Source organism: Microlunatus endophyticus (genome assembly GCF_014646195.1).
In the GTDB taxonomy this organism is placed as follows: Bacteria; Actinomycetota; Actinomycetes; order Propionibacteriales; family Propionibacteriaceae; genus Microlunatus; species Microlunatus endophyticus.
Genome location: NZ_BMMZ01000002.1, coordinates 505,459 through 522,017 on the forward strand (window position 1 = coordinate 505,459; position 16,559 = coordinate 522,017).

Genomic DNA, 16,559 nt, shown 5'->3' on the forward strand with positions numbered 1-16,559 from the left:
TCAGAAGAGGGCGGTCATCAGGTCCCGGCGCGCCTTCTGGACCCGCGGATCGGAATTGCCGAGAGTCTCGAAGAGCTCCAGCAACCGGACCCGTACGGCATTCCGGTCGTCGCCGGAGGTCCTGCGGATCACGCCGATCAGCCGGGCGAAGGCGGCATCCGCGTCGCCCGATGCCAGCTCCGCGTCGGCGGCGGTCAGCTGCGCGTCGATCGGCGCATCCGGGGCGGAGGCGGCCGCCACAGCCGCCTCAGGATCGAGTTCTGCGGTCCGCAGCAGCAGCGACGCCTGGGCCTTGCCGACCTCTGCCTCAGTGTCCTTCGGATTGGCCTGGAGCAGCTTGTCGAATTCCTCGACGGCCGTGGCGAAGTCCCCGGTCTCCATCGCCTCGTACGCGGCCGCGAAGCGCGGATCGGGTTCGCCGTCGTCCTCCTCGCCCGCCGGCTGGCCGACCGGCTCGGCCCGCCCGACGATGCCGTTGGCGACGGCGGCCTTGGTGACCTGGTCCAGAGCCCCGCGGATCTCCTCCTTGCTGACCACGCCCTGGAACAGCGGGATCAGCTGCCCCTGCAACGCCGCCACCACCGTCGGCACCTGCTGCAGGCCGATCTGCTGCGCGAACTGCGGGGCCGCGTCGACATTCATCCGGGCCACCAGGAATTTGCCGGCGGCCTCGGTTGCCAACTCGGCCAGCGACGCGGACAGCTGCTCGGCACCCTGGGCCCGCAGCGTGTAGAACTCGATGATGACCGGGTAGTTCAGCGACCTCCGGACCACCTCGGCGTCGAAGGTCTGTTCGGTGACCTCCAGCACGTAGGACGATCCCCCGGTTCGGCCGGGGGCGGCATCGGGTTGCTTGGCCCGGTCCGCAAGACCGGACAGATCGACGGCACCCCGGGAATTGGTCGGTGTAGAGCTCATGACCCCATCCTGCCAAAGGTCACAACCGTGCAGAATGTGCCTATGGCCCATCCTCGCGCAGGTACCCCCGCCCGGCCCGAAGATCTGATCGACGTCGACGCGGTGGTCGACGCCTATTACGATCGCCGCCCCGACCCGTCCGATCCGGACCAGCAGGTGGTCTTCGGGACCTCCGGGCACCGGGGCGCCAGCCTGGACACCGCCTTCAACGAGGCACATATCGCCGCCACCACCCAGGCGATCGTCGAGTATCGGGCCGGCCAGGGCATCCGCGGACCGTTGTTCATCGGCAAGGACACCCACGCCTTGTCGCTGCCCGCCTGGAAGACCGCGATCGAGGTGCTGCGGGCCCACGACATCACCGTGCTCTGCGAGCGGGACGAGCAGTACACGCCGACCCCGGCGGTATCCCGGGCGATCATCAACCACAACCGCACCGCCGCCCGTACCGACATCGCCGACGGCATCGTCGTGACTCCCTCGCACAACCCGCCCCGGGACGGCGGCTTCAAGTACAACCCACCGCACGGCGGCCCGGCAGACACCGACGCGACGAAGGCGATCGCGTCCCGAGCCAACGAGTTGCTCGGCGATCTCGACGGAATCAAGCGGGTCCCGTTCGCGACAGCGATCGGCCAGGTCACCCGGTACGACTACCTGGGCAGCTACGTCGCCGATCTGGCGCTGGCTCTCGACCTGGCGGCGATCAAGGATGCCGGTATCCGGATCGGCGCCGATCCGCTCGGTGGCGCCAGTGTCGAATACTGGGGCCGGATCGCCGAGACGTACGGCCTGGACCTGACCGTGGTCAATCCTCGGGTCGACCCGCAGTGGGCCTTCATGACATTGGACACCGACGGCAAGATCAGGATGGACTGCTCGTCGCCGAATGCGATGGCCTCCTTGATCAGCAGCAAGGATTCCTACGACATCGCCACCGGCAACGACGCCGACTCCGACCGGCACGGGATCGTCACACCGGATGCCGGACTGATGAACCCCAACCACTACCTGGCGGTCGCGATCGGCTATCTGTACGCCCATCGTGACGGCTGGCGCTCCGACGCCGGCGTCGGCAAGACGCTGGTCAGCTCCTCGATGATCGACAAGGTGGCCGAGGAGTTGGGACGCACGCTCGTGGAGGTCCCGGTCGGCTTCAAATGGTTCGTCGAGGGGCTGCAGACCGGTGAGATCGGCTTCGGCGGCGAGGAATCCGCCGGCGCCTCCTTCTTGTCCCGGGACGGCAGCACCTGGACCACCGACAAGGACGGCATCCTGCTCGCGCTGCTGGCCAGCGAGATCCTTGCGACCACCGGCAAGACACCGAGCCAGCACTATGCCGACCTCGTCGACCGCCACGGCAATCCTGCGTACGCACGGGTGGACGCACCGGCCGACCGCGAGCAGAAGGCCAAGCTCGGAGCCCTCGACGCCGATGCGATCACCGCCACCGAGCTGGCCGGCGACCCGATCACTGCCGTCCTGACCACGGCTCCCGGCAACGGGGCTGCGATCGGCGGGCTGAAGGTCACCACCGAGGTCGCCTGGTTCGCTGCGCGACCGTCCGGGACCGAGGACGTTTACAAGATCTACGCCGAGTCCTTCAAGGGTCCGGACCATCTTGCCGCCGTCCAGGACGCCGCTCGCGAGGTGGTCAACGCGGTGCTCTGAGCCGCTTTCTTGGACCAGCCTGAGATTTGCGTTTCTGTACGGTCTCCGTCCAGTAAGGATCGCGTGCCGTTGCGGCGTGGATCGGCTGCCAAGGGACAGATTGTTCGGCAATATGCCGTTCCGACCAGCGTTGCCGAACGCGACTAGGAGCTAGTTATGACAACTGTCGTCGACCCATCCCCTCAATCAGGCACGTCGGGCCAGTCCGGCGCAGGCCTGAGGCGGAACGTCGGGTTCATCGGGTTGCTCTGGGTATCGACGGGATCGATCATCGGCTCCGGCTGGCTGTTCGGATCCCAGAAGGCACTCGCCGCCGCGGGTCCGGCCGCCATCATCTCCTGGGCGATCGGCGGTGTCGCGGTGGCCATCCTGGCGCTGGTGCATGCCGAACTCGGTGGCATGTACCCCTTCAGCGGTGGCACCGCCCGATTCCCGCACCTGGCGTTCGGCGGCATCGGCGGCGCCTCGTTCGGTTGGTTCTCCTGGCTGCAATCGGTCGCGACGGCACCCATCGAGGTGACGGCCATGATCAGCTACGCCCAGCACTACCGGTTCGCCTCGGGATTCATGCACGCCGACACCGGGGTCCTGACTCCGGTCGGCATCGTGATCTCGGTGCTGATGATGGGCGTGTTCACCGGTATCAACTTCCTGAGCGTGCGGGCCCTGGCCCGGACCAACAGCGCCCTCACCTGGTGGAAGGTCGCCGTCCCGCTCTTCACGATCCTGATCCTGGCGATCTTCGCCTTCCACGGCAGCAACTTCGCCAGCGCCGGCGGTCGGACCTTCTTCAACGGTGGCGTCAAAGGCATCCTCTCCGCGGTCTCGACCAGCGGCATCATCTTCGCCTTCCTGGGCTTCGAGCAGGCCGATCAGCTGGCCGGTGAGAGCGCTAATCCCAAGAAGCACATTCCGCGTGCGGTGATCGGCTCGGTGATCATCGGGCTGATCATCTACATCGCCCTGCAGATCGTGTTCATCGGCGCCATCCCGGGCAGCAAGCTGCTCAGCAGCTGGGCCGCCACCTCGGCGCAGTTCGTCACCGGCCCGTTCGCACTGGTGGCCACCCTGGCCAGCCTGGGCTGGCTGGCGACAGTCCTCTACATCGACGCCGTCATCTCCCCTGGTGGCACCGGCCTGATCTACTTCACCGCGAACTCCCGGGTCGCGTACGGGATGAGCCGCAACGGCTACTTCCCGGCGATCTACGAGAAGCTGACCAGCCGCGGTGTTCCGTGGGCCGGACTGCTGACCACCTGGGTCGTCGGCTCGATCGCCTTCCTGCCGTTCCCCAGCTGGCAGTCGCTGGTCGGACTGATCACCAGCGCCTCGGTGTTGATGTTCGCCGGTGCACCGCTGGCACTGGGAGCCTTCCGCAAGCGCATCCCGCACGTCGAGCGGCCCTACCGACTGCCGGCCGCGTCCGTCCTGTCCCCGATCGCCTTCGTGATCGCCAACTTCATCATCCTGTGGACCGGTTGGGACACCGACTGGAAGCTCGGCGTCTGCGTCCTGATCGGTTTCGCGATCCTGGTCCTGAACCGGGTGCTGAAGCTCAACAGCGTCCCGGTCAACTGGGGCTGGCGCAATGCGATCTGGCTGCCGGTCTATCTCGTCGTCCTCGGGTTGATCGTGCTGGTCAGCGACTTCGGGCCGTTCAAGCACCCGTGGTTGCCGCTCGGCTTCGACATGCTGGCGACCACGATCTTCAGCCTGGTGATCTACTACTGGGCAGTGAACTCCGCGGCTGACGCGGAGACGATCGAGGCGACTGCCGCGCTGTCGGCCGACATCGCCGCCGACGAGCCGGAGGCGATCGCCTAGCTCGACGACGCAGAGTTCACCGAGCCGGACGGATCGCAGCTGTGATCCGTCCGGCTCTGGGCTTGTCAACGGCTAACTCCGGCCGTCGCGGGATCGACAGAATCCTGCCCCGTAAGTGAACATTCGGGAAACTCTGGGCCACCAGCACTGAACTCTTGGCGACAACTTCATCCGAGAGTCTTTCCCCGCTCGACCAGACGTTGGACAGGGACTTGAATCTCAGTCGTGGAAGCCTTGTTCATTCTCATCGTGGTTGTCGTCGTCGCACTGGCCTTCGACTTCACCAACGGGTTTCACGACACCGGCAACGCGATGGCGACGTCCATCGCGACCGGTGCGTTGAAGCCCCGCGTCGCGGTCGGCATCTCCGCGATCCTCAACCTCGTCGGCGCGTTCCTGTCCATCCAGGTGGCGCTGACCGTCACCAACAAGATCATTGCCATCCAGGGCGACAACGGCGCTCCGATCCCGTCGTTGATGGGCGTGCCCATCCTCACCATCGTCTTCGCGGGGCTCTGCGGCGGCATCCTGTGGAATCTGGCGACCTGGCTCTTCGGGCTGCCGTCGAGCTCGTCGCACGCACTCTTCGGCGGCCTGATGGGATCCGCGATCGCGGCACTCGGCTGGGGCGGGGTGAAGTGGTCGGGCGTCATCACCTCCATCGCGCTGCCGGCGATCTTCGCGCCGGTGGTGGCCGCCATCGTGTCTGCGATCGGCACCCGACTGGTGTACGCGATCACCGACCGGCTCGCGCCGGAAAGCCGCGAGCGAGGCTTCCGCTGGGGCCAGATCGGCAGCGCCTCGCTGGTCTCGCTGGCCCACGGCACCGGCGATGCCCAGAAGACCATGGGAGTGATCACCCTTGCGCTGATCGCGTACGGCAGCTGGACCAGCACCGACTCCATCCCGTGGTGGGTCAAGATCGCGTGCGCAGCCTCGATCGCTCTCGGCACCTACATCGGCGGCTGGCGGGTCATCCGCACGCTCGGCAAGGGCCTGGTGGAGATCGAGTCTCCGCAGGGTATGGCGGCCGAGGCGGCCTCGGCAGCGGCCATCCTGACTTCCTCACACCTCGGCCTGGCACTGTCCACCACGCACGTCGCAACCGGCTCGATCCTCGGCACCGGCCTGGGCAAGAAGGGCGCGACGGTCCGCTGGGGCGTCGCCGGCCGGATGGTGGTGGCGTGGCTGATCACGCTGCCGGCGGCCGGCGTGGTCGGCGCGATCACCTGGGGCATCGCTCACGGCCTCGGCCCGAACGCGGGTACGGCAGTGGTGCTGGCGATCCTGATCGCCGCCTCCGGCTTCATGTTCCACCGCTCGCGGAAGAACGCCATCGGCGCCAACAACGTCAACAGCGAGTGGGAGGGCGGCTTGGCACCGGCGGCGGAGCCCACCCAACCCGTACCCGCTGCCGGTACGCCGGCCAAGGCCTGAGAGGCAGAGCACCATGGACATCGTCACCGACACCCTCAGCGCGCTGTGGAAGGTCCTGGCCGTCGGCATCCTGCTGGGTGCCGGGCTGCCGGCGCTGTACGCCCTGGGCCTGCGGTCCATGAACTCCGGACGCACGGTCAATGCCGACGGAACGGTCTCCGGTTCGACCTCGGCCGCCGGCAGAGCTGTCGGACTGGTGATTCTCGCCGTCGTCATCGCGATCGCGCTCTTCGGTATTGTCGTGATCGTCTGGGGTAAGCAGATCTTCGGAGCCTGAAAGGAGGCAGCGGATGAGCACCGAGACCGATCCACAGCTCGAACCGACCGCCGATTCGACCGGCGCGGAGAAGAAGCAGTCGATCATCGGCCGAGTGATCGGCTGGCTGACCGCAGGCTATCCCGAGGGCATCCCCGCGGCTGACCGGTTCCCGGTCATCGCCGTTCTCAAGCGGCGACTGACCGACGAGCAGGTCCATGAGATCGTCGAGGAGCTGACCCACAAGGACTCCCCCGCCCTGGCCGACGGCGTGATCACCCACGACGAAGTCGAGGCGCTGATCCAGCGCATCCTGAGCGAACAGCCGACGCACGACGAGATCCGCAGGGTCTCGGCACGGTTGGCCGCCGGAGGCTGGCCGCTGGCCGGTGGGCAGAACGAGGAATCCGGGGCGCCCTGACGTGGCTCCTGCGTTCCTGACGGCCATCCTGGGCTGGCTGCGTGCCGGGTATCCCGATGGGGTTCCCGAATCCGACTATGTCCCGCTCTTCGCGCTGCTCAGTCGTCGGCTGTCCTCCGACGAGGTACGTGAAGTGGCCCGCTCGATCATCCACTCCGAGGCCGGAGCAGTCGACCCGATCGACATCGGCGTGGAGATCACCAAGATCACCAACGAACTCCCTCGCCAGGAGGATGTCGACCGGGTGCAGACCAAGCTGGCGGCGGCCGGCTGGCCGCTGGCCGATCCGACCGCGCCGCCGGACGACTGAATGCCGCACGACTGAGCGCCGCACGACTGGCGATCCGATCGGATACGAGTGGTTCCAGCAGCGCGCTAGAAACGTGCCGGCTCGGAGTACTCGCCCCACTCGGCCCGCAGCGCGTCGCAGATCTCGCCCAGGGTGGCCTCGGCCCGTACGGCCGCCAGCATCGGCTCGATCAAGTTGTCCGTCGTCCGGGCGACCTGCACCATCGTCGCGAGCGCGGCGTCGACCGCCGCCTGGTCGCGGCTGCTCCGGCGATCCGCGAGTTCGCGCCGTTGTTCGGTCTCGACCTCGTGACTGACCCGCAGGATCTCCAGATCACCGGTGACGCTCTCGGTGTGGCTGTTCACTCCGACGATCGTCTTGTCGCCCTTCTCCAGCTTCGTCTGGTAGCTGAAGGCGGCATCGGCGATCTCACCGGTGAACCAGCCGTCCTCGATCCCGCGCAGCAGCCCGGCGGTGATCGGGCCGATCGGATGCGGCGACCGCCGTCCGAGCCGTCCCAACTCCTCGATCCGGCTGAAGATCGACTCGGCCTCGGCCTCGAGCCGATCGGTGAGCTCCTCCAGATACCAGGATCCGCCGAGCGGATCGGCGACGTTGGCCACCCCCGTCTCCTCGCCGATCACCTGCTGGGTGCGCAGGGCGATCTCCGCTGCCCGCTCGGTCGGCAGCGCCAGCGTCTCGTCCAATGCGTTGGTGTGCAGGGAATTCGTACCACCCAGCACCGCCGCCATCGCCTCGACCGCGGTCCGTACGACGTTGTTGTACGGCTGTTGCGCGGTCAGTGAGACACCCGCGGTCTGGGTGTGGAACCGCAACCACTGCGCCCGTGGTGTCTTGGCACCGAAACGGTCCCGCATCCACCGGGCCCAGATCCGCCGGGCCGCCCTGAACTTCGCGATCTCCTCGAAGAAATCGATGTGGGCATCGAAGAAGAAGCTCAGGCCCGGCGCGAACCGGTCGACCTCAAGACCCCGCGACAGCCCGAGCTCGACGTAGCCGAAGCCGTCGGCCAGGGTGAAGGCAAGTTCCTGCGCCGCAGTCGATCCGGCCTCGCGGATGTGGTAGCCGGAGACGCTCAGTGGCTTGTACGCCGGCATGGTCGCGCTGGTGTACTCCATCAGGTCGCCGATCAGCCGCAGATGCGGCTCGGGCGCGAAGAGCCACTCCTTCTGCGCGATGTATTCCTTGTAGATATCGGTTTGTAGAGTGCCGTTCAGCCGGGTGATGTCAACCCCCTGACGCTCGGCCGCCACGACGTACATGCAGAAGATCGGGACCGCCGGCCCTGAGATCGTCATCGACGTGGTCACCTCGCCGAGGTCGAGCCCGTCGAACAACACCTGCATGTCGGCGACCGAGTCGATCGCGACACCGCAGTGGCCGACCTCACCCAGGCTGCGCGGATCGTCGGAGTCCCGGCCCATCAGGGTCGGCATGTCGAAGGCGACGCTCAGGCCGCCACCACCGGCACCCAAGATCATCTTGTAGCGTTCGTTGGTCTGCCGGGCGTTGCCGAATCCGGCGAACTGGCGGATCGTCCACGGGCGCCCGCGATAGCCGGTGGGATACAGCCCCCGGGTGAACGGGAATTCCCCCGGCCAGCCGATCCGGTCCATCGGTGGATCGGTGTCCTCCGGCGGGCCGTAGACGGGATCGACCTCGAGCCCGGACAGCGTCGCGAAATCCGCATCGCGGATCCTGCCCTCGGCGACGGCACGCTGGTAGGCCTGCTGCCACCGCTCACGGCCGCCCGGGTTGCTCGGGTAGGCCGGCGGCTCCGGGTGCTGGTTCGTCATCGATCCCACCTCCAGGTGAATGCCCTGACTCCGTAGTCACCTGAATACTAGGACCCCCTACTATTTCCCCACCCCGCCGAGGGGCGATCAGAAATCGCCAGCTGCCGCCCGGGCTCCGGCGAGCAGCCGGGTCAGCTCCCGGCACTGACGCTCGTCCAGGGATCCCAGACCGAACCTGGCGTCGGTGATCACCCTGCTCGCCCGCTCGGTGACAGCGCGGCCGGCGGCAGTGATCTCGGCCAGCACCGCGCGGCCGTCCTCCGGGTGCCGGTTGCGTACCAGATAGCCGCTGACCTCGAGCCGCTTGACCAACGGGGTGACCGAAGTGGCGTGCACCTGCAGCCGCTCACCGATCTTGCCCAGCGGCAGCGCACCTCGCCGGGAGAAGGACAGCAGCACCAGCACCTCGAAGCGGGCGAAGGTCAGGTCGAGGGGCCGCAACAGATCGTCGAGCCCGGTCAGCAGCAATTGGTGGACCCGCATCAACGAGGTCACGGCCTCCATCCGGTGCCGCTCGGGCCACTGCTTCTCCCAGCTGCTCGCGGCGGCCGCGATCGGGTCGAACGCGAGCCGGTGTCGATCGGTGGACCTCGGCGGATCGGCGTCGATGATCAGCTCCTGTCGTCCCGGTCACCGCGTGGTGCCGATGATCGATAGTCGGCAGCGTCTCGGGCCGACCAGCCGCCCTCCAGCCATTCCTGGTCACCGCCCGGCTGTCCGGGCTGTTCACCGGTCCGGGCAAGTGAGTCGTCGTCGCCGATCCCGTCACCCGCAGCCGGATCGTCACCGGGAACGTACGGCGTCCGGGGCGTGCGCGGAGCAGCAGTATTGGCGACCGGACGCATGCTGGACCGCAGGCCGGAACGCTGGATGACTCGCTGGATGGTGAGATCCCGCTCGTCGGGCCGAGCCACGAAGCGGATGTCGCGCAGCCCCTGGTTCTCGGCGGCCGACTCGAAGACGAAGTGGCCGTAGTTGAGGATCCGTCCCAGCAGCGGTTTGTGCACCGAGATGTCAAGGATCCGCGACATCGGCATGGTCGCGGTGTGCTGGGAGAAGATGCCGTGCACCCGGAAGACCCGCATATTGGTGATCACGAAGCGGTCCATGTGCGCGGCGAGCATCCGGTAGCCGCCGATCGCCAGCAGGACCAGCCCGACACCCAAGGGCAGCCAGGCGATGGCGACCGGGACCCAGAGCGTACAGATCATGATCAGGACGCCGAGTAGGCCGAGCACGCCGGGGCCGACGAAGGCCATCGGATGCCGTCGCACCTCGTCGACGACGATCTCACCCTCGTCGGCGATCAGGTGGTCGCTGACCCGCGGGTCGAACGCTGTTCGCAGGAGGCCGGCCATGGTTCGCGGATCAACTCGTCAGGTCAGGCTGACCGGATCACGATGTCAGTGAGGTGAAGAAGGTCATCACCGCGTCGAGGCCGTTGCCGACCGCTCCGAAGGCGCTCTTGACCGCGTCCGCCGCGTCCGTCGGACGGGTGAACAGGTAGAAGAGGGCGAAGATCACCACGACCGCGACAACAAGCCGCTTGATCCACTTCATGCCCGACTCCTCCGGTTGCCCACCTCTCGCGGGACGAACTGCTGAGCACTGTTCTACCGTCAGCGGACACCCGCGGCACGCAGGCCACGCCGGACGCGACGCGGATCTGCCGATCCTTGAGCAGAAACTGCCGGACCGCTGGGCTAAACGCTGGTCGAGGACTCAGCTCTGGCCGATGTCGCCGATCACCTGATCGGCAGCGCTGAACGCGTCGAGCCGGCCGTCGCGGACCGCCGCCGCCAGTTCGTCCAGAACTGCGCCGCGGCGGCTGTGCATGCGCTGCTGCAGGAACGCCAGCGCCAGCGACTCGACCTCCGAGCGGGCCCGTTCGAGTCGCCGCCGCTGCCAGCTGCCATCTGCCTCGGTGTGCGCGCGGTGCTTGTCGAGGGTGGCGACCAGGTCGTCGATGCCCTCGTTGCGGGCCGCGACGGTCCGGACGATCGGCGGCTTCCAGTCCTGCGGCGCTCGCTCGGTCATGGCGATCATTGTGCGCAGTTCCCGGACCAGGGACTGGGTGCCGTCCCGGTCGGCCTTGTTGACCACGAACAGGTCGCCGATCTCCAGCACGCCCGCCTTCGCCGCCTGGATGCCGTCGCCCATGCCCGGTGACAACAGCACGACGGTGCTATCCGCGGAGTCGGCCACCTCGACCTCCGACTGCCCGACACCGACGGTTTCCAGCAGGACCACATCACAACCGGCGGCATCGAAGACCCGCAGGGCCTGGGGGGCCGCGACCGACAAGCCGCCGAGGTGCCCGCGAGAGGCCATCGACCGGATGAAGACGCCGTCATCGAGGGCGTGCTGCTGCATCCGCACCCGGTCACCGAGCAAGGCTCCCCCGGTGAACGGCGAGGACGGGTCGAATGCCAGTACGCCGACCCGGAGTCCGCGGGCCCGGTAGGCGCCGATCAGCGCTGCCGTCGTCGTCGACTTGCCGACACCGGGCGGGCCGGTCAGGCCGATCACATGCGCCCTGCCGGTGTCGGAGGCCAGTTCGGCCATCAGCGGTCGGAGGGCGTACGAATCGTTCTCCACGGCGCTGATCAACCGCGCCACCGCTCGCGGGCGTCCGGTGCGAGCTGCCGCCACCAGGGCCTGCAGCGCCTCGACGTACGGCTCCGGATGGGAATCAGGGTGGGATTCCGGGTGCGCAGCGCTCATGCGCCGGGCCGGGTGATGATCAAGGCGTCACCCTGCCCGCCACCGCCACAGAGGGCGGCCGCGGCCGTCCCGCCGCCGCGACGCTTGAGGGCATAGGCCAGATGCAGCACCAGCCGCGCGCCGGACATCCCGATCGGGTGCCCGACGGCGATCGCGCCGCCGTCGACGTTGAGCTTCTGCTCGATCTCCTCCGGGCTCAGTCCCAGCGCCCGGGCGCTGGCCACACCCACGGCGGCGAACGCCTCGTTGATCTCGATCAGGTCCAGGTCGCCGACGCCGATCCCCGCCTTCTTGCAGGCGGCCTCGATGGCGTTGGCGGGTTGAAGCTGCAGCGATGAGTCCGGTCCGGCCACCATCCCGTGGGCACCGATCTCGGCCAGCACCGGCAACCCGAGCCGTTCGGCCGCCTGCTTGTCGGCGATCACCAGGGCGGCCGCGCCGTCGGAGATCGGGCTCGCCGATCCGGCGGTGATCGTCCCGTCCGGCGCGAAGGCCGGCCGCAGCCGGGCCAACGTCTGAACGGTCGAATCCGGCCGTACGCCCTCGTCGGTGCTGACGACGAGGTCCTCGCCGCGACGCTGCGGAACCGGGACGTCGACGATCTCCTCGGCCAGCGTCCCGTCGGCGATCGCCCGGGCGGCCAGCTGGTGCGAGCGGGCCGCGAAGGCGTCCTGGTCCTCGCGGCTCACCGCGACCGGTCCGGTGTTCTGCTGTTCGGTCAGGGCGCCCATCGGCTGGTCGGTGAAGGCGTCCCACAGGCCGTCATAGTCCATGTGGTCACGCAGCGTGACGTCGCCGTACTTGAAACCTCGTCGCGAGCGGGGCAGCAGGTGCGGGACATTGGTCATCGACTCCATGCCACCGGCGACGACGATCTCGCACTCGCCGGCCCGGATCAGCTGGTCAGCCAGGGCCACCGCGTTCAGCCCGGACAGGCACACCTTGTTGATGGTCAGCGACGGCACCGACATGCCGATGCCGCCCTTGACTGCGGCCTGACGGGCCGGCAGCTGGCCGGCTCCGGCCTGCAGCACCTGGCCCATGATCACGTACTCGACCTGGTCCGGTCGGACGCCAGAACGTTCCAGGGCGGCGGCGATCGCGATGCCGCCGAGATCGGTGGCCGACAAGCCCTGCAGCCCGCCAAGCAGCCTGCCGATCGGCGTCCGAGCTCCGCCGACGATCACCGATGTCATGACATCCTCCTGTCGCGTTGGCGCCCTCCTTGAGAACCTTAGGCGCAGCCCGGCGGATTTCCCATCGTGCGCCCCGCGATCACAACCTGGAGCGGACGCAGGTCCGCATCGGTGACCAGCAGGTCCGCACGCGCACCCGGCTCGAGCCCGCCCCGGTCGGACAGTCCGAGGATCCCGGCGGGGATCGAGGTCGCCATCGCAAGGAGATCTGCGGGCTCGAAGGGCGTTTGGGCCATTGCCCACGACAGGCAGTCCAGCAGCGAGCTGCCGGATCCGGCATTCAATGCCGTCCCGGTGAGCCGCAGAGCGCCGTCCGGATCGACCGTCACCGACCCGCCGACAGGAGTGGCGTAGTCGCCGGGCGGGCAGTGCGCCAGTGCCGCCGCATCGCTGACCAGCAGCGTCCGGCCCGGACCCTTGGCCCGGATCATGGCGGTCACCGTGTCGGCATCCAGGTGATGCCCGTCGGTGATCAATCCGGCGGTCAGCCGGTCGTCGGCGAGTTGGGCCCACAGGTAGTTGGGGTGCCGGGGCAGCTGCGGATGGGCGCCGTTGCCGAGGTGGGTGGACAGCGTCGCCCCCGCCGCGGCCGCGCGATGGACCTGCGCCGGCGTCGCCGCGGTGTGGCCGAGCGACACCAGGACGCCGGCCGCCGTCGCGGCCCGGATGTATTCGATGCTGCCCGGCCGTTCGGGGCCGAGGGTGACGATCCGCAGCAGACCACCGGAGACCTCAAGCCAGTCGGCCAGCTCGGCGGGATCCGGATCCCGGAGCCACTCGGCGGCATGCGCCCCGCGGGCGCCGTCCTCGGCCGAGATCGACGGGCCTTCGACGTGGATCCCAGCGACACAGCGGGCCACCATCGGGTCCTGTTCGCAGGCCGACCGGATCACGCCCAGAGCGCGGCGGATCCGGTCCGGGGAGCCGCTGATGATCGTCGGGCAGTAGGTCGTCGTGCCCTCGGCAACAAGCGACCGGGTCAGCGCGCCGACCACCTCGACCGAGATGTCCTCGGCGTTGACATCCGCGCCGGCGAAACCGTTGATCTGACAGTCGACAAGTCCCGGCAGCACGAGCTGACCAGGATCGTACGAGAGCGGCTCGATGTGGGTGATCAGCTCGCCCTCGATCGTCACCCGGACGGCCGGGCCGCCGGGCACCCGGCCCTCGATGGTGGCGATCTGGGTCACGCGGTGTCTCCTGCCGGTCTGGTCGGATCTCGGGCACCAGCCTAGGAGTACGAGCACCCGACGATGCGGGCAGACTGATGCGGGCAGACTGATGCGGGCAGACTGTTGACATGACTCATGACCTGGTGCCCGGCGCCCTCGGCGCAGCCGGACTCGCCGCGGAAGTCGAGGCCGTCGACCACGTCGGGGTGGCAACCGCCGACCTGGACGCGACGATCGCCTTCTACCGCGACGCCTTCGGCATGGTGGAGGTGCATCGCGAGGAGAATCCCGATCAGCAGGTCGTCGAGGCGATGCTGGCGCCGGGCGGGGAATCGGAAGTCCCCGGGGCCACCCGGATCCAGGTGCTGGCGCCGCTGGCGCCGACATCGACGATCGCCAGATTCCTCGACCGTTCCGGGCCCGGTCTGCAGCAACTGGCCCTGCGCGTCCGCGACCTGGATGCCTTGTCGGCGCGGTTGCGGGCGCTCGGGCTGCGGCTGCTCTACGACGAACCCCGGATCGGGACCGCTGGTTGCAAGATCAACTTCCTGCACCCGAAGGACGCCGGAGGGGTCCTGATCGAGTTGGTCGCAGCGGCACCGGAATCCCTTGGCAGATAAGCGATCCGAAACGGCGCGGGGTACCGGGAAGAGATTGCCACGGAGGGTACGGTATGGGTTCGAACATACCCGCAGGTGACCTTGAGGATCGCATGTCTACTTCGGACGAATCGACCGGCCTCGATCTCTTCGACGAGAAGGCCAGTGCCGTCGGAAACTTCCCCACGGCGCTGCGTGGCTATGACCGCAGCGCCGTTGACGATTACGTACGCGGACTCGAGGGCAGGGTCCTCCAGGCCGGTCGACAGGATGCCGTCGCCCAGCGCCGGATCGCCGACCTCCAGGACCGGATCGACGCCCTGCAGAAAGAGCTCGACGACCGCCCGCCGGGCGAGGTCGACTACACCAGCCTGGGCGCGCGCGCCGGACACATCCTGAAGATGGCCGAGGAGCAGTCCCAGGAGATGCTCGATCAGGCCAACCGGGACGCCAACCAGCTCCGCGACGATGGTGCCCGGGATGCCGAGCGGCTGCGCCAGCAGGCCGAGGCCGATGGTGAGCAGATCCGCCGCAACGGCCGCGCCGAGTTGGAGAAGCTGCGCCAGCGGGCCACCGAGGAGGCCCAGGCGGAGGTCGAGCGGGCCCGGACCGAGGCCCAGGCCGTCGGCGCCGCCGCCGAGCGGGAGGTCGAGGCGCTGCGCCGGCAGGCCCAGCACGACGCCGATGCGACCCGGCAGAGCGGCTATCTCGAGGGCGAACAACTCAAGCACAATGCCGAGAGCGAGGCCGCCCAGATCCGTAAGCAGATCGCCGAGGAGCGCGAGGCCGCCACGGCGGAGCTGAAGAAGATGCACCAGGAGTCGGTGACCGCGACCGGCAAGCTGCTGGCCGAGGCAACCGAGCACCACCAGCAGGCCGGTGAGCGGCTCGCGGCCGACATCGCGGCCGGAGCCACGACCCGGACCCAGGCCAAGGCCGAGGCGGAGAAGATCGTCCTGGACGCCAAGGAGGAGGCCGACCGGGTGCTCGCCGCGGCCAAGAAGCAGGCCGAGCGGATCACCCAGCGGACCCACCAGGAATTCGAATGGCGCAAGGAGCAACTGCGCCGCGAGACCGAGAATCTGCTGCAGCGCAAGCAGGCCGTACTGAACCAGTTGCAGAGTCTGTCCGCGCTCGCCTCGCAGAGCGCCGCCGACCTGCCCGCGATGCAGCAGCCACTGGCCGATCTGTCCCAGGATCTGGAGGAGTTCGCCGACGATCCCCAGGCCGAGCCGATAGCTCCCGAGGATCCGACGCTCGCCGACGCCGAAGCCCCTGCGACCGAGCCGGAGGCACCGGTCGACACGGACCAGCAGACTGAGACCGACCAGCAGACTGAGACCGACCAGGAGACTGAGGAGGAACCGAGTGCCTCCGATGACACAGCCGATGAGGACGACGACCAGGAGCCGACGATCAGCGTTCCCGGCGCGCGCGGACCTGGCGCCGCGAAGTCCTGACAGCTACAAGTCCTGACAGCTACAAGTCCTGACAGCGGGAAAGACTAGAAGAGCCGCTCGTCGGCGTTGTCCATCCCGCGCAAGGCGTCGTAATCGACGGTCACGCAGGTGATACCGCGGTCACCGGCCAGGACGCGTGCCTGCGGCTTGATCTGCTGGGCGGCGAAGACGCCGCGGACATCGCCGAGCAGCGGATCGCGGCGCATCAGTTCCAGGTACCGGGTCAGCTGCTCGACCCCGTCGATCTCCCCGCGGCGTTTGACCTCGACCGCGACATAGCCGCCGTCGGCATCCCGGCAGAGCAGGTCGACCGGGCCGATGGCGGTCATGTGCTCGCGGCGTACCAGCGTCCAGCCCTTCCCGAAGGTCTGCGGATGTTCGGCCAGCAGCGCCTGCAGATGGGCCTCGACTCCGTCCTTCTGCAGCCCGGGGTCGACACCCAACTCGTGGCTGGAATCCTGCAACACCTCGCCCAGCGCGACCTGCAGGGTGTCGCCGTCGCGCCCCTTGACCTCCCAGACCGCGGTCAACTCCCGTCCCAGTCCGTCGGCCAGGTCTCCCACGGCGTCGGCGGGCAGTTCGGTCAGCGCACACGGCGGGCTCATCCAGTTCAGCGGCTTGTACGCCCGGTCGTCGGCGTGGATCGACACCGACCCATCCGCCTTGATCAGGATCAGCCGCTTGGCCATCGGCAGATGGGCGGTCAACCGCCCGGCGTAATCGACCTGGCACTCCGCAACCACCAAACGCACGAGGCAGACCCTAGCCGTCGCCA

Annotated in this window: 17 protein-coding genes; 8 read left to right on the forward strand and 9 right to left on the reverse strand. The window is 68.3% G+C overall.

The features are described 5' to 3' along the window. Positions 1-918: a tetratricopeptide repeat protein gene (locus IEY07_RS05975; RefSeq protein ID WP_188894241.1), complete on the reverse strand. Its 918-nt coding sequence runs from the start codon at positions 916-918 to the stop codon at positions 1-3. A gap of 42 nt (positions 919-960) precedes the next feature. On the opposite strand from IEY07_RS05975, the gene pgm reads away from it, so the two are divergent. The 6 genes from pgm to IEY07_RS06005 all read left to right on the forward strand — a co-directional run bounded on the left by pgm (position 961) and on the right by IEY07_RS06005 (position 6,837). Further along, positions 961-2,589: a phosphoglucomutase (alpha-D-glucose-1,6-bisphosphate-dependent) gene (gene pgm / locus IEY07_RS05980; protein ID WP_188894242.1), complete on the forward strand. Its 1,629-nt coding sequence runs from the start codon at positions 961-963 to the stop codon at positions 2,587-2,589. A 156-nt stretch (positions 2,590-2,745) separates the two neighbouring features. Further along, entirely contained in the window at positions 2,746-4,413 is a 1,668-nt protein-coding gene (locus tag IEY07_RS05985) for an APC family permease (RefSeq protein WP_188894243.1), read from the forward strand. A gap of 225 nt (positions 4,414-4,638) precedes the next feature. Continuing rightward, a complete protein-coding gene (locus IEY07_RS05990) occupies positions 4,639-5,850 on the forward strand; it encodes an inorganic phosphate transporter (RefSeq protein WP_229669749.1) in 1,212 nt (403 codons plus the stop codon). A gap of 13 nt (positions 5,851-5,863) precedes the next feature. After that, positions 5,864-6,127, forward strand: a complete 264-nt coding sequence (locus IEY07_RS05995; protein ID WP_188894244.1) for a hypothetical protein — start codon at positions 5,864-5,866, stop codon at positions 6,125-6,127. Between the two features lie 13 nt (positions 6,128-6,140). Next, complete coding sequence (locus IEY07_RS06000) at positions 6,141-6,527, forward strand: DUF3349 domain-containing protein (RefSeq protein ID WP_188894245.1); 387 nt, start codon at positions 6,141-6,143, stop codon at positions 6,525-6,527. Between the two features lies 1 nt (position 6,528). Then, a complete protein-coding gene (locus tag IEY07_RS06005) occupies positions 6,529-6,837 on the forward strand; it encodes a DUF3349 domain-containing protein (RefSeq protein WP_188894246.1) in 309 nt (102 codons plus the stop codon). 65 nt (positions 6,838-6,902) lie between these two features. Here the strand turns inward: IEY07_RS06005 and icmA are convergent, their stop codons facing one another. The 7 genes from icmA to IEY07_RS06040 all read right to left on the reverse strand — a co-directional run bounded on the left by icmA (position 6,903) and on the right by IEY07_RS06040 (position 13,743). Further along, positions 6,903-8,633: a coenzyme B12-dependent isobutyryl-CoA mutase large subunit gene (gene icmA / locus IEY07_RS06010; protein ID WP_188894247.1), complete on the reverse strand. Its 1,731-nt coding sequence runs from the start codon at positions 8,631-8,633 to the stop codon at positions 6,903-6,905. An 87-nt stretch (positions 8,634-8,720) separates the two neighbouring features. After that, positions 8,721-9,137, reverse strand: coding sequence for a MarR family transcriptional regulator (locus IEY07_RS06015; protein ID WP_188894248.1), 417 nt, complete (start codon positions 9,135-9,137; stop codon positions 8,721-8,723). Positions 9,138-9,244: 107 nt separating this feature from the next. Then, on the reverse strand, positions 9,245-9,991 hold the full coding sequence (locus IEY07_RS06020; RefSeq protein WP_188894249.1) for a PH domain-containing protein: 747 nt from the start codon (positions 9,989-9,991) through the stop codon (positions 9,245-9,247). 37 nt (positions 9,992-10,028) lie between these two features. Then, on the reverse strand, positions 10,029-10,193 hold the full coding sequence (locus tag IEY07_RS06025) for a hypothetical protein (RefSeq protein WP_188894250.1): 165 nt from the start codon (positions 10,191-10,193) through the stop codon (positions 10,029-10,031). A 162-nt stretch (positions 10,194-10,355) separates the two neighbouring features. After that, entirely contained in the window at positions 10,356-11,357 is a 1,002-nt protein-coding gene (gene meaB, locus IEY07_RS06030; protein WP_188894251.1) for a methylmalonyl Co-A mutase-associated GTPase MeaB, read from the reverse strand. Next, positions 11,354-12,553, reverse strand: a complete 1,200-nt coding sequence (locus tag IEY07_RS06035) for an acetyl-CoA C-acetyltransferase (protein ID WP_188894252.1) — start codon at positions 12,551-12,553, stop codon at positions 11,354-11,356. Before IEY07_RS06035 ends, meaB begins: the two co-directional genes overlap by 4 nt. A gap of 38 nt (positions 12,554-12,591) precedes the next feature. Next, positions 12,592-13,743, reverse strand: a complete 1,152-nt coding sequence (locus tag IEY07_RS06040; protein ID WP_229669750.1) for an N-acetylglucosamine-6-phosphate deacetylase — start codon at positions 13,741-13,743, stop codon at positions 12,592-12,594. Between the two features lie 110 nt (positions 13,744-13,853). On the opposite strand from IEY07_RS06040, the gene mce reads away from it, so the two are divergent. Together mce and IEY07_RS06050 are read left to right on the forward strand one after the other, a co-directional pair. Further along, on the forward strand, positions 13,854-14,345 hold the full coding sequence (mce, locus tag IEY07_RS06045) for a methylmalonyl-CoA epimerase (protein WP_188894253.1): 492 nt from the start codon (positions 13,854-13,856) through the stop codon (positions 14,343-14,345). 92 nt (positions 14,346-14,437) lie between these two features. Continuing rightward, entirely contained in the window at positions 14,438-15,784 is a 1,347-nt protein-coding gene (locus tag IEY07_RS06050) for a hypothetical protein (protein WP_188894254.1), read from the forward strand. A 44-nt stretch (positions 15,785-15,828) separates the two neighbouring features. Here IEY07_RS06050 and nucS read toward each other — a convergent pair whose 3' ends face one another. Next, positions 15,829-16,536 carry an endonuclease NucS gene (gene nucS / locus IEY07_RS06055; protein WP_188894255.1) on the reverse strand — a complete coding sequence of 236 codons (708 nt, stop codon included), beginning with the start codon at positions 16,534-16,536 and terminating at the stop codon, positions 15,829-15,831. Positions 16,537-16,559: the final 23 nt, after the last annotated feature.

Excerpts from the sequence above, each read along its gene's own strand:
- IEY07_RS05975 (WP_188894241.1), bottom strand. The coding sequence starts at position 918 with ATGAGCTCTACACCGACCAATTCCCGGGGTGCCGTCGATCTGTCCGGT.
- pgm (WP_188894242.1), top strand. The coding sequence starts at position 961 with ATGGCCCATCCTCGCGCAGGTACCCCCGCCCGGCCCGAAGATCTGATC.
- IEY07_RS05985 (WP_188894243.1), top strand. The coding sequence starts at position 2,746 with ATGACAACTGTCGTCGACCCATCCCCTCAATCAGGCACGTCGGGCCAG.
- IEY07_RS05995 (WP_188894244.1), top strand. The coding sequence starts at position 5,864 with ATGGACATCGTCACCGACACCCTCAGCGCGCTGTGGAAGGTCCTGGCC.
- IEY07_RS06000 (WP_188894245.1), top strand. The coding sequence starts at position 6,141 with ATGAGCACCGAGACCGATCCACAGCTCGAACCGACCGCCGATTCGACC.
- icmA (WP_188894247.1), bottom strand. The coding sequence starts at position 8,633 with ATGACGAACCAGCACCCGGAGCCGCCGGCCTACCCGAGCAACCCGGGC.
- IEY07_RS06015 (WP_188894248.1), bottom strand. The coding sequence starts at position 9,137 with ATGGAGGCCGTGACCTCGTTGATGCGGGTCCACCAATTGCTGCTGACC.
- IEY07_RS06020 (WP_188894249.1), bottom strand. The coding sequence starts at position 9,991 with ATGGCCGGCCTCCTGCGAACAGCGTTCGACCCGCGGGTCAGCGACCAC.
- IEY07_RS06025 (WP_188894250.1), bottom strand. The coding sequence starts at position 10,193 with ATGAAGTGGATCAAGCGGCTTGTTGTCGCGGTCGTGGTGATCTTCGCC.
- meaB (WP_188894251.1), bottom strand. The coding sequence starts at position 11,357 with ATGAGCGCTGCGCACCCGGAATCCCACCCTGATTCCCATCCGGAGCCG.
- IEY07_RS06035 (WP_188894252.1), bottom strand. The coding sequence starts at position 12,553 with ATGACATCGGTGATCGTCGGCGGAGCTCGGACGCCGATCGGCAGGCTG.
- mce (WP_188894253.1), top strand. The coding sequence starts at position 13,854 with ATGACTCATGACCTGGTGCCCGGCGCCCTCGGCGCAGCCGGACTCGCC.
- IEY07_RS06050 (WP_188894254.1), top strand. The coding sequence starts at position 14,438 with ATGTCTACTTCGGACGAATCGACCGGCCTCGATCTCTTCGACGAGAAG.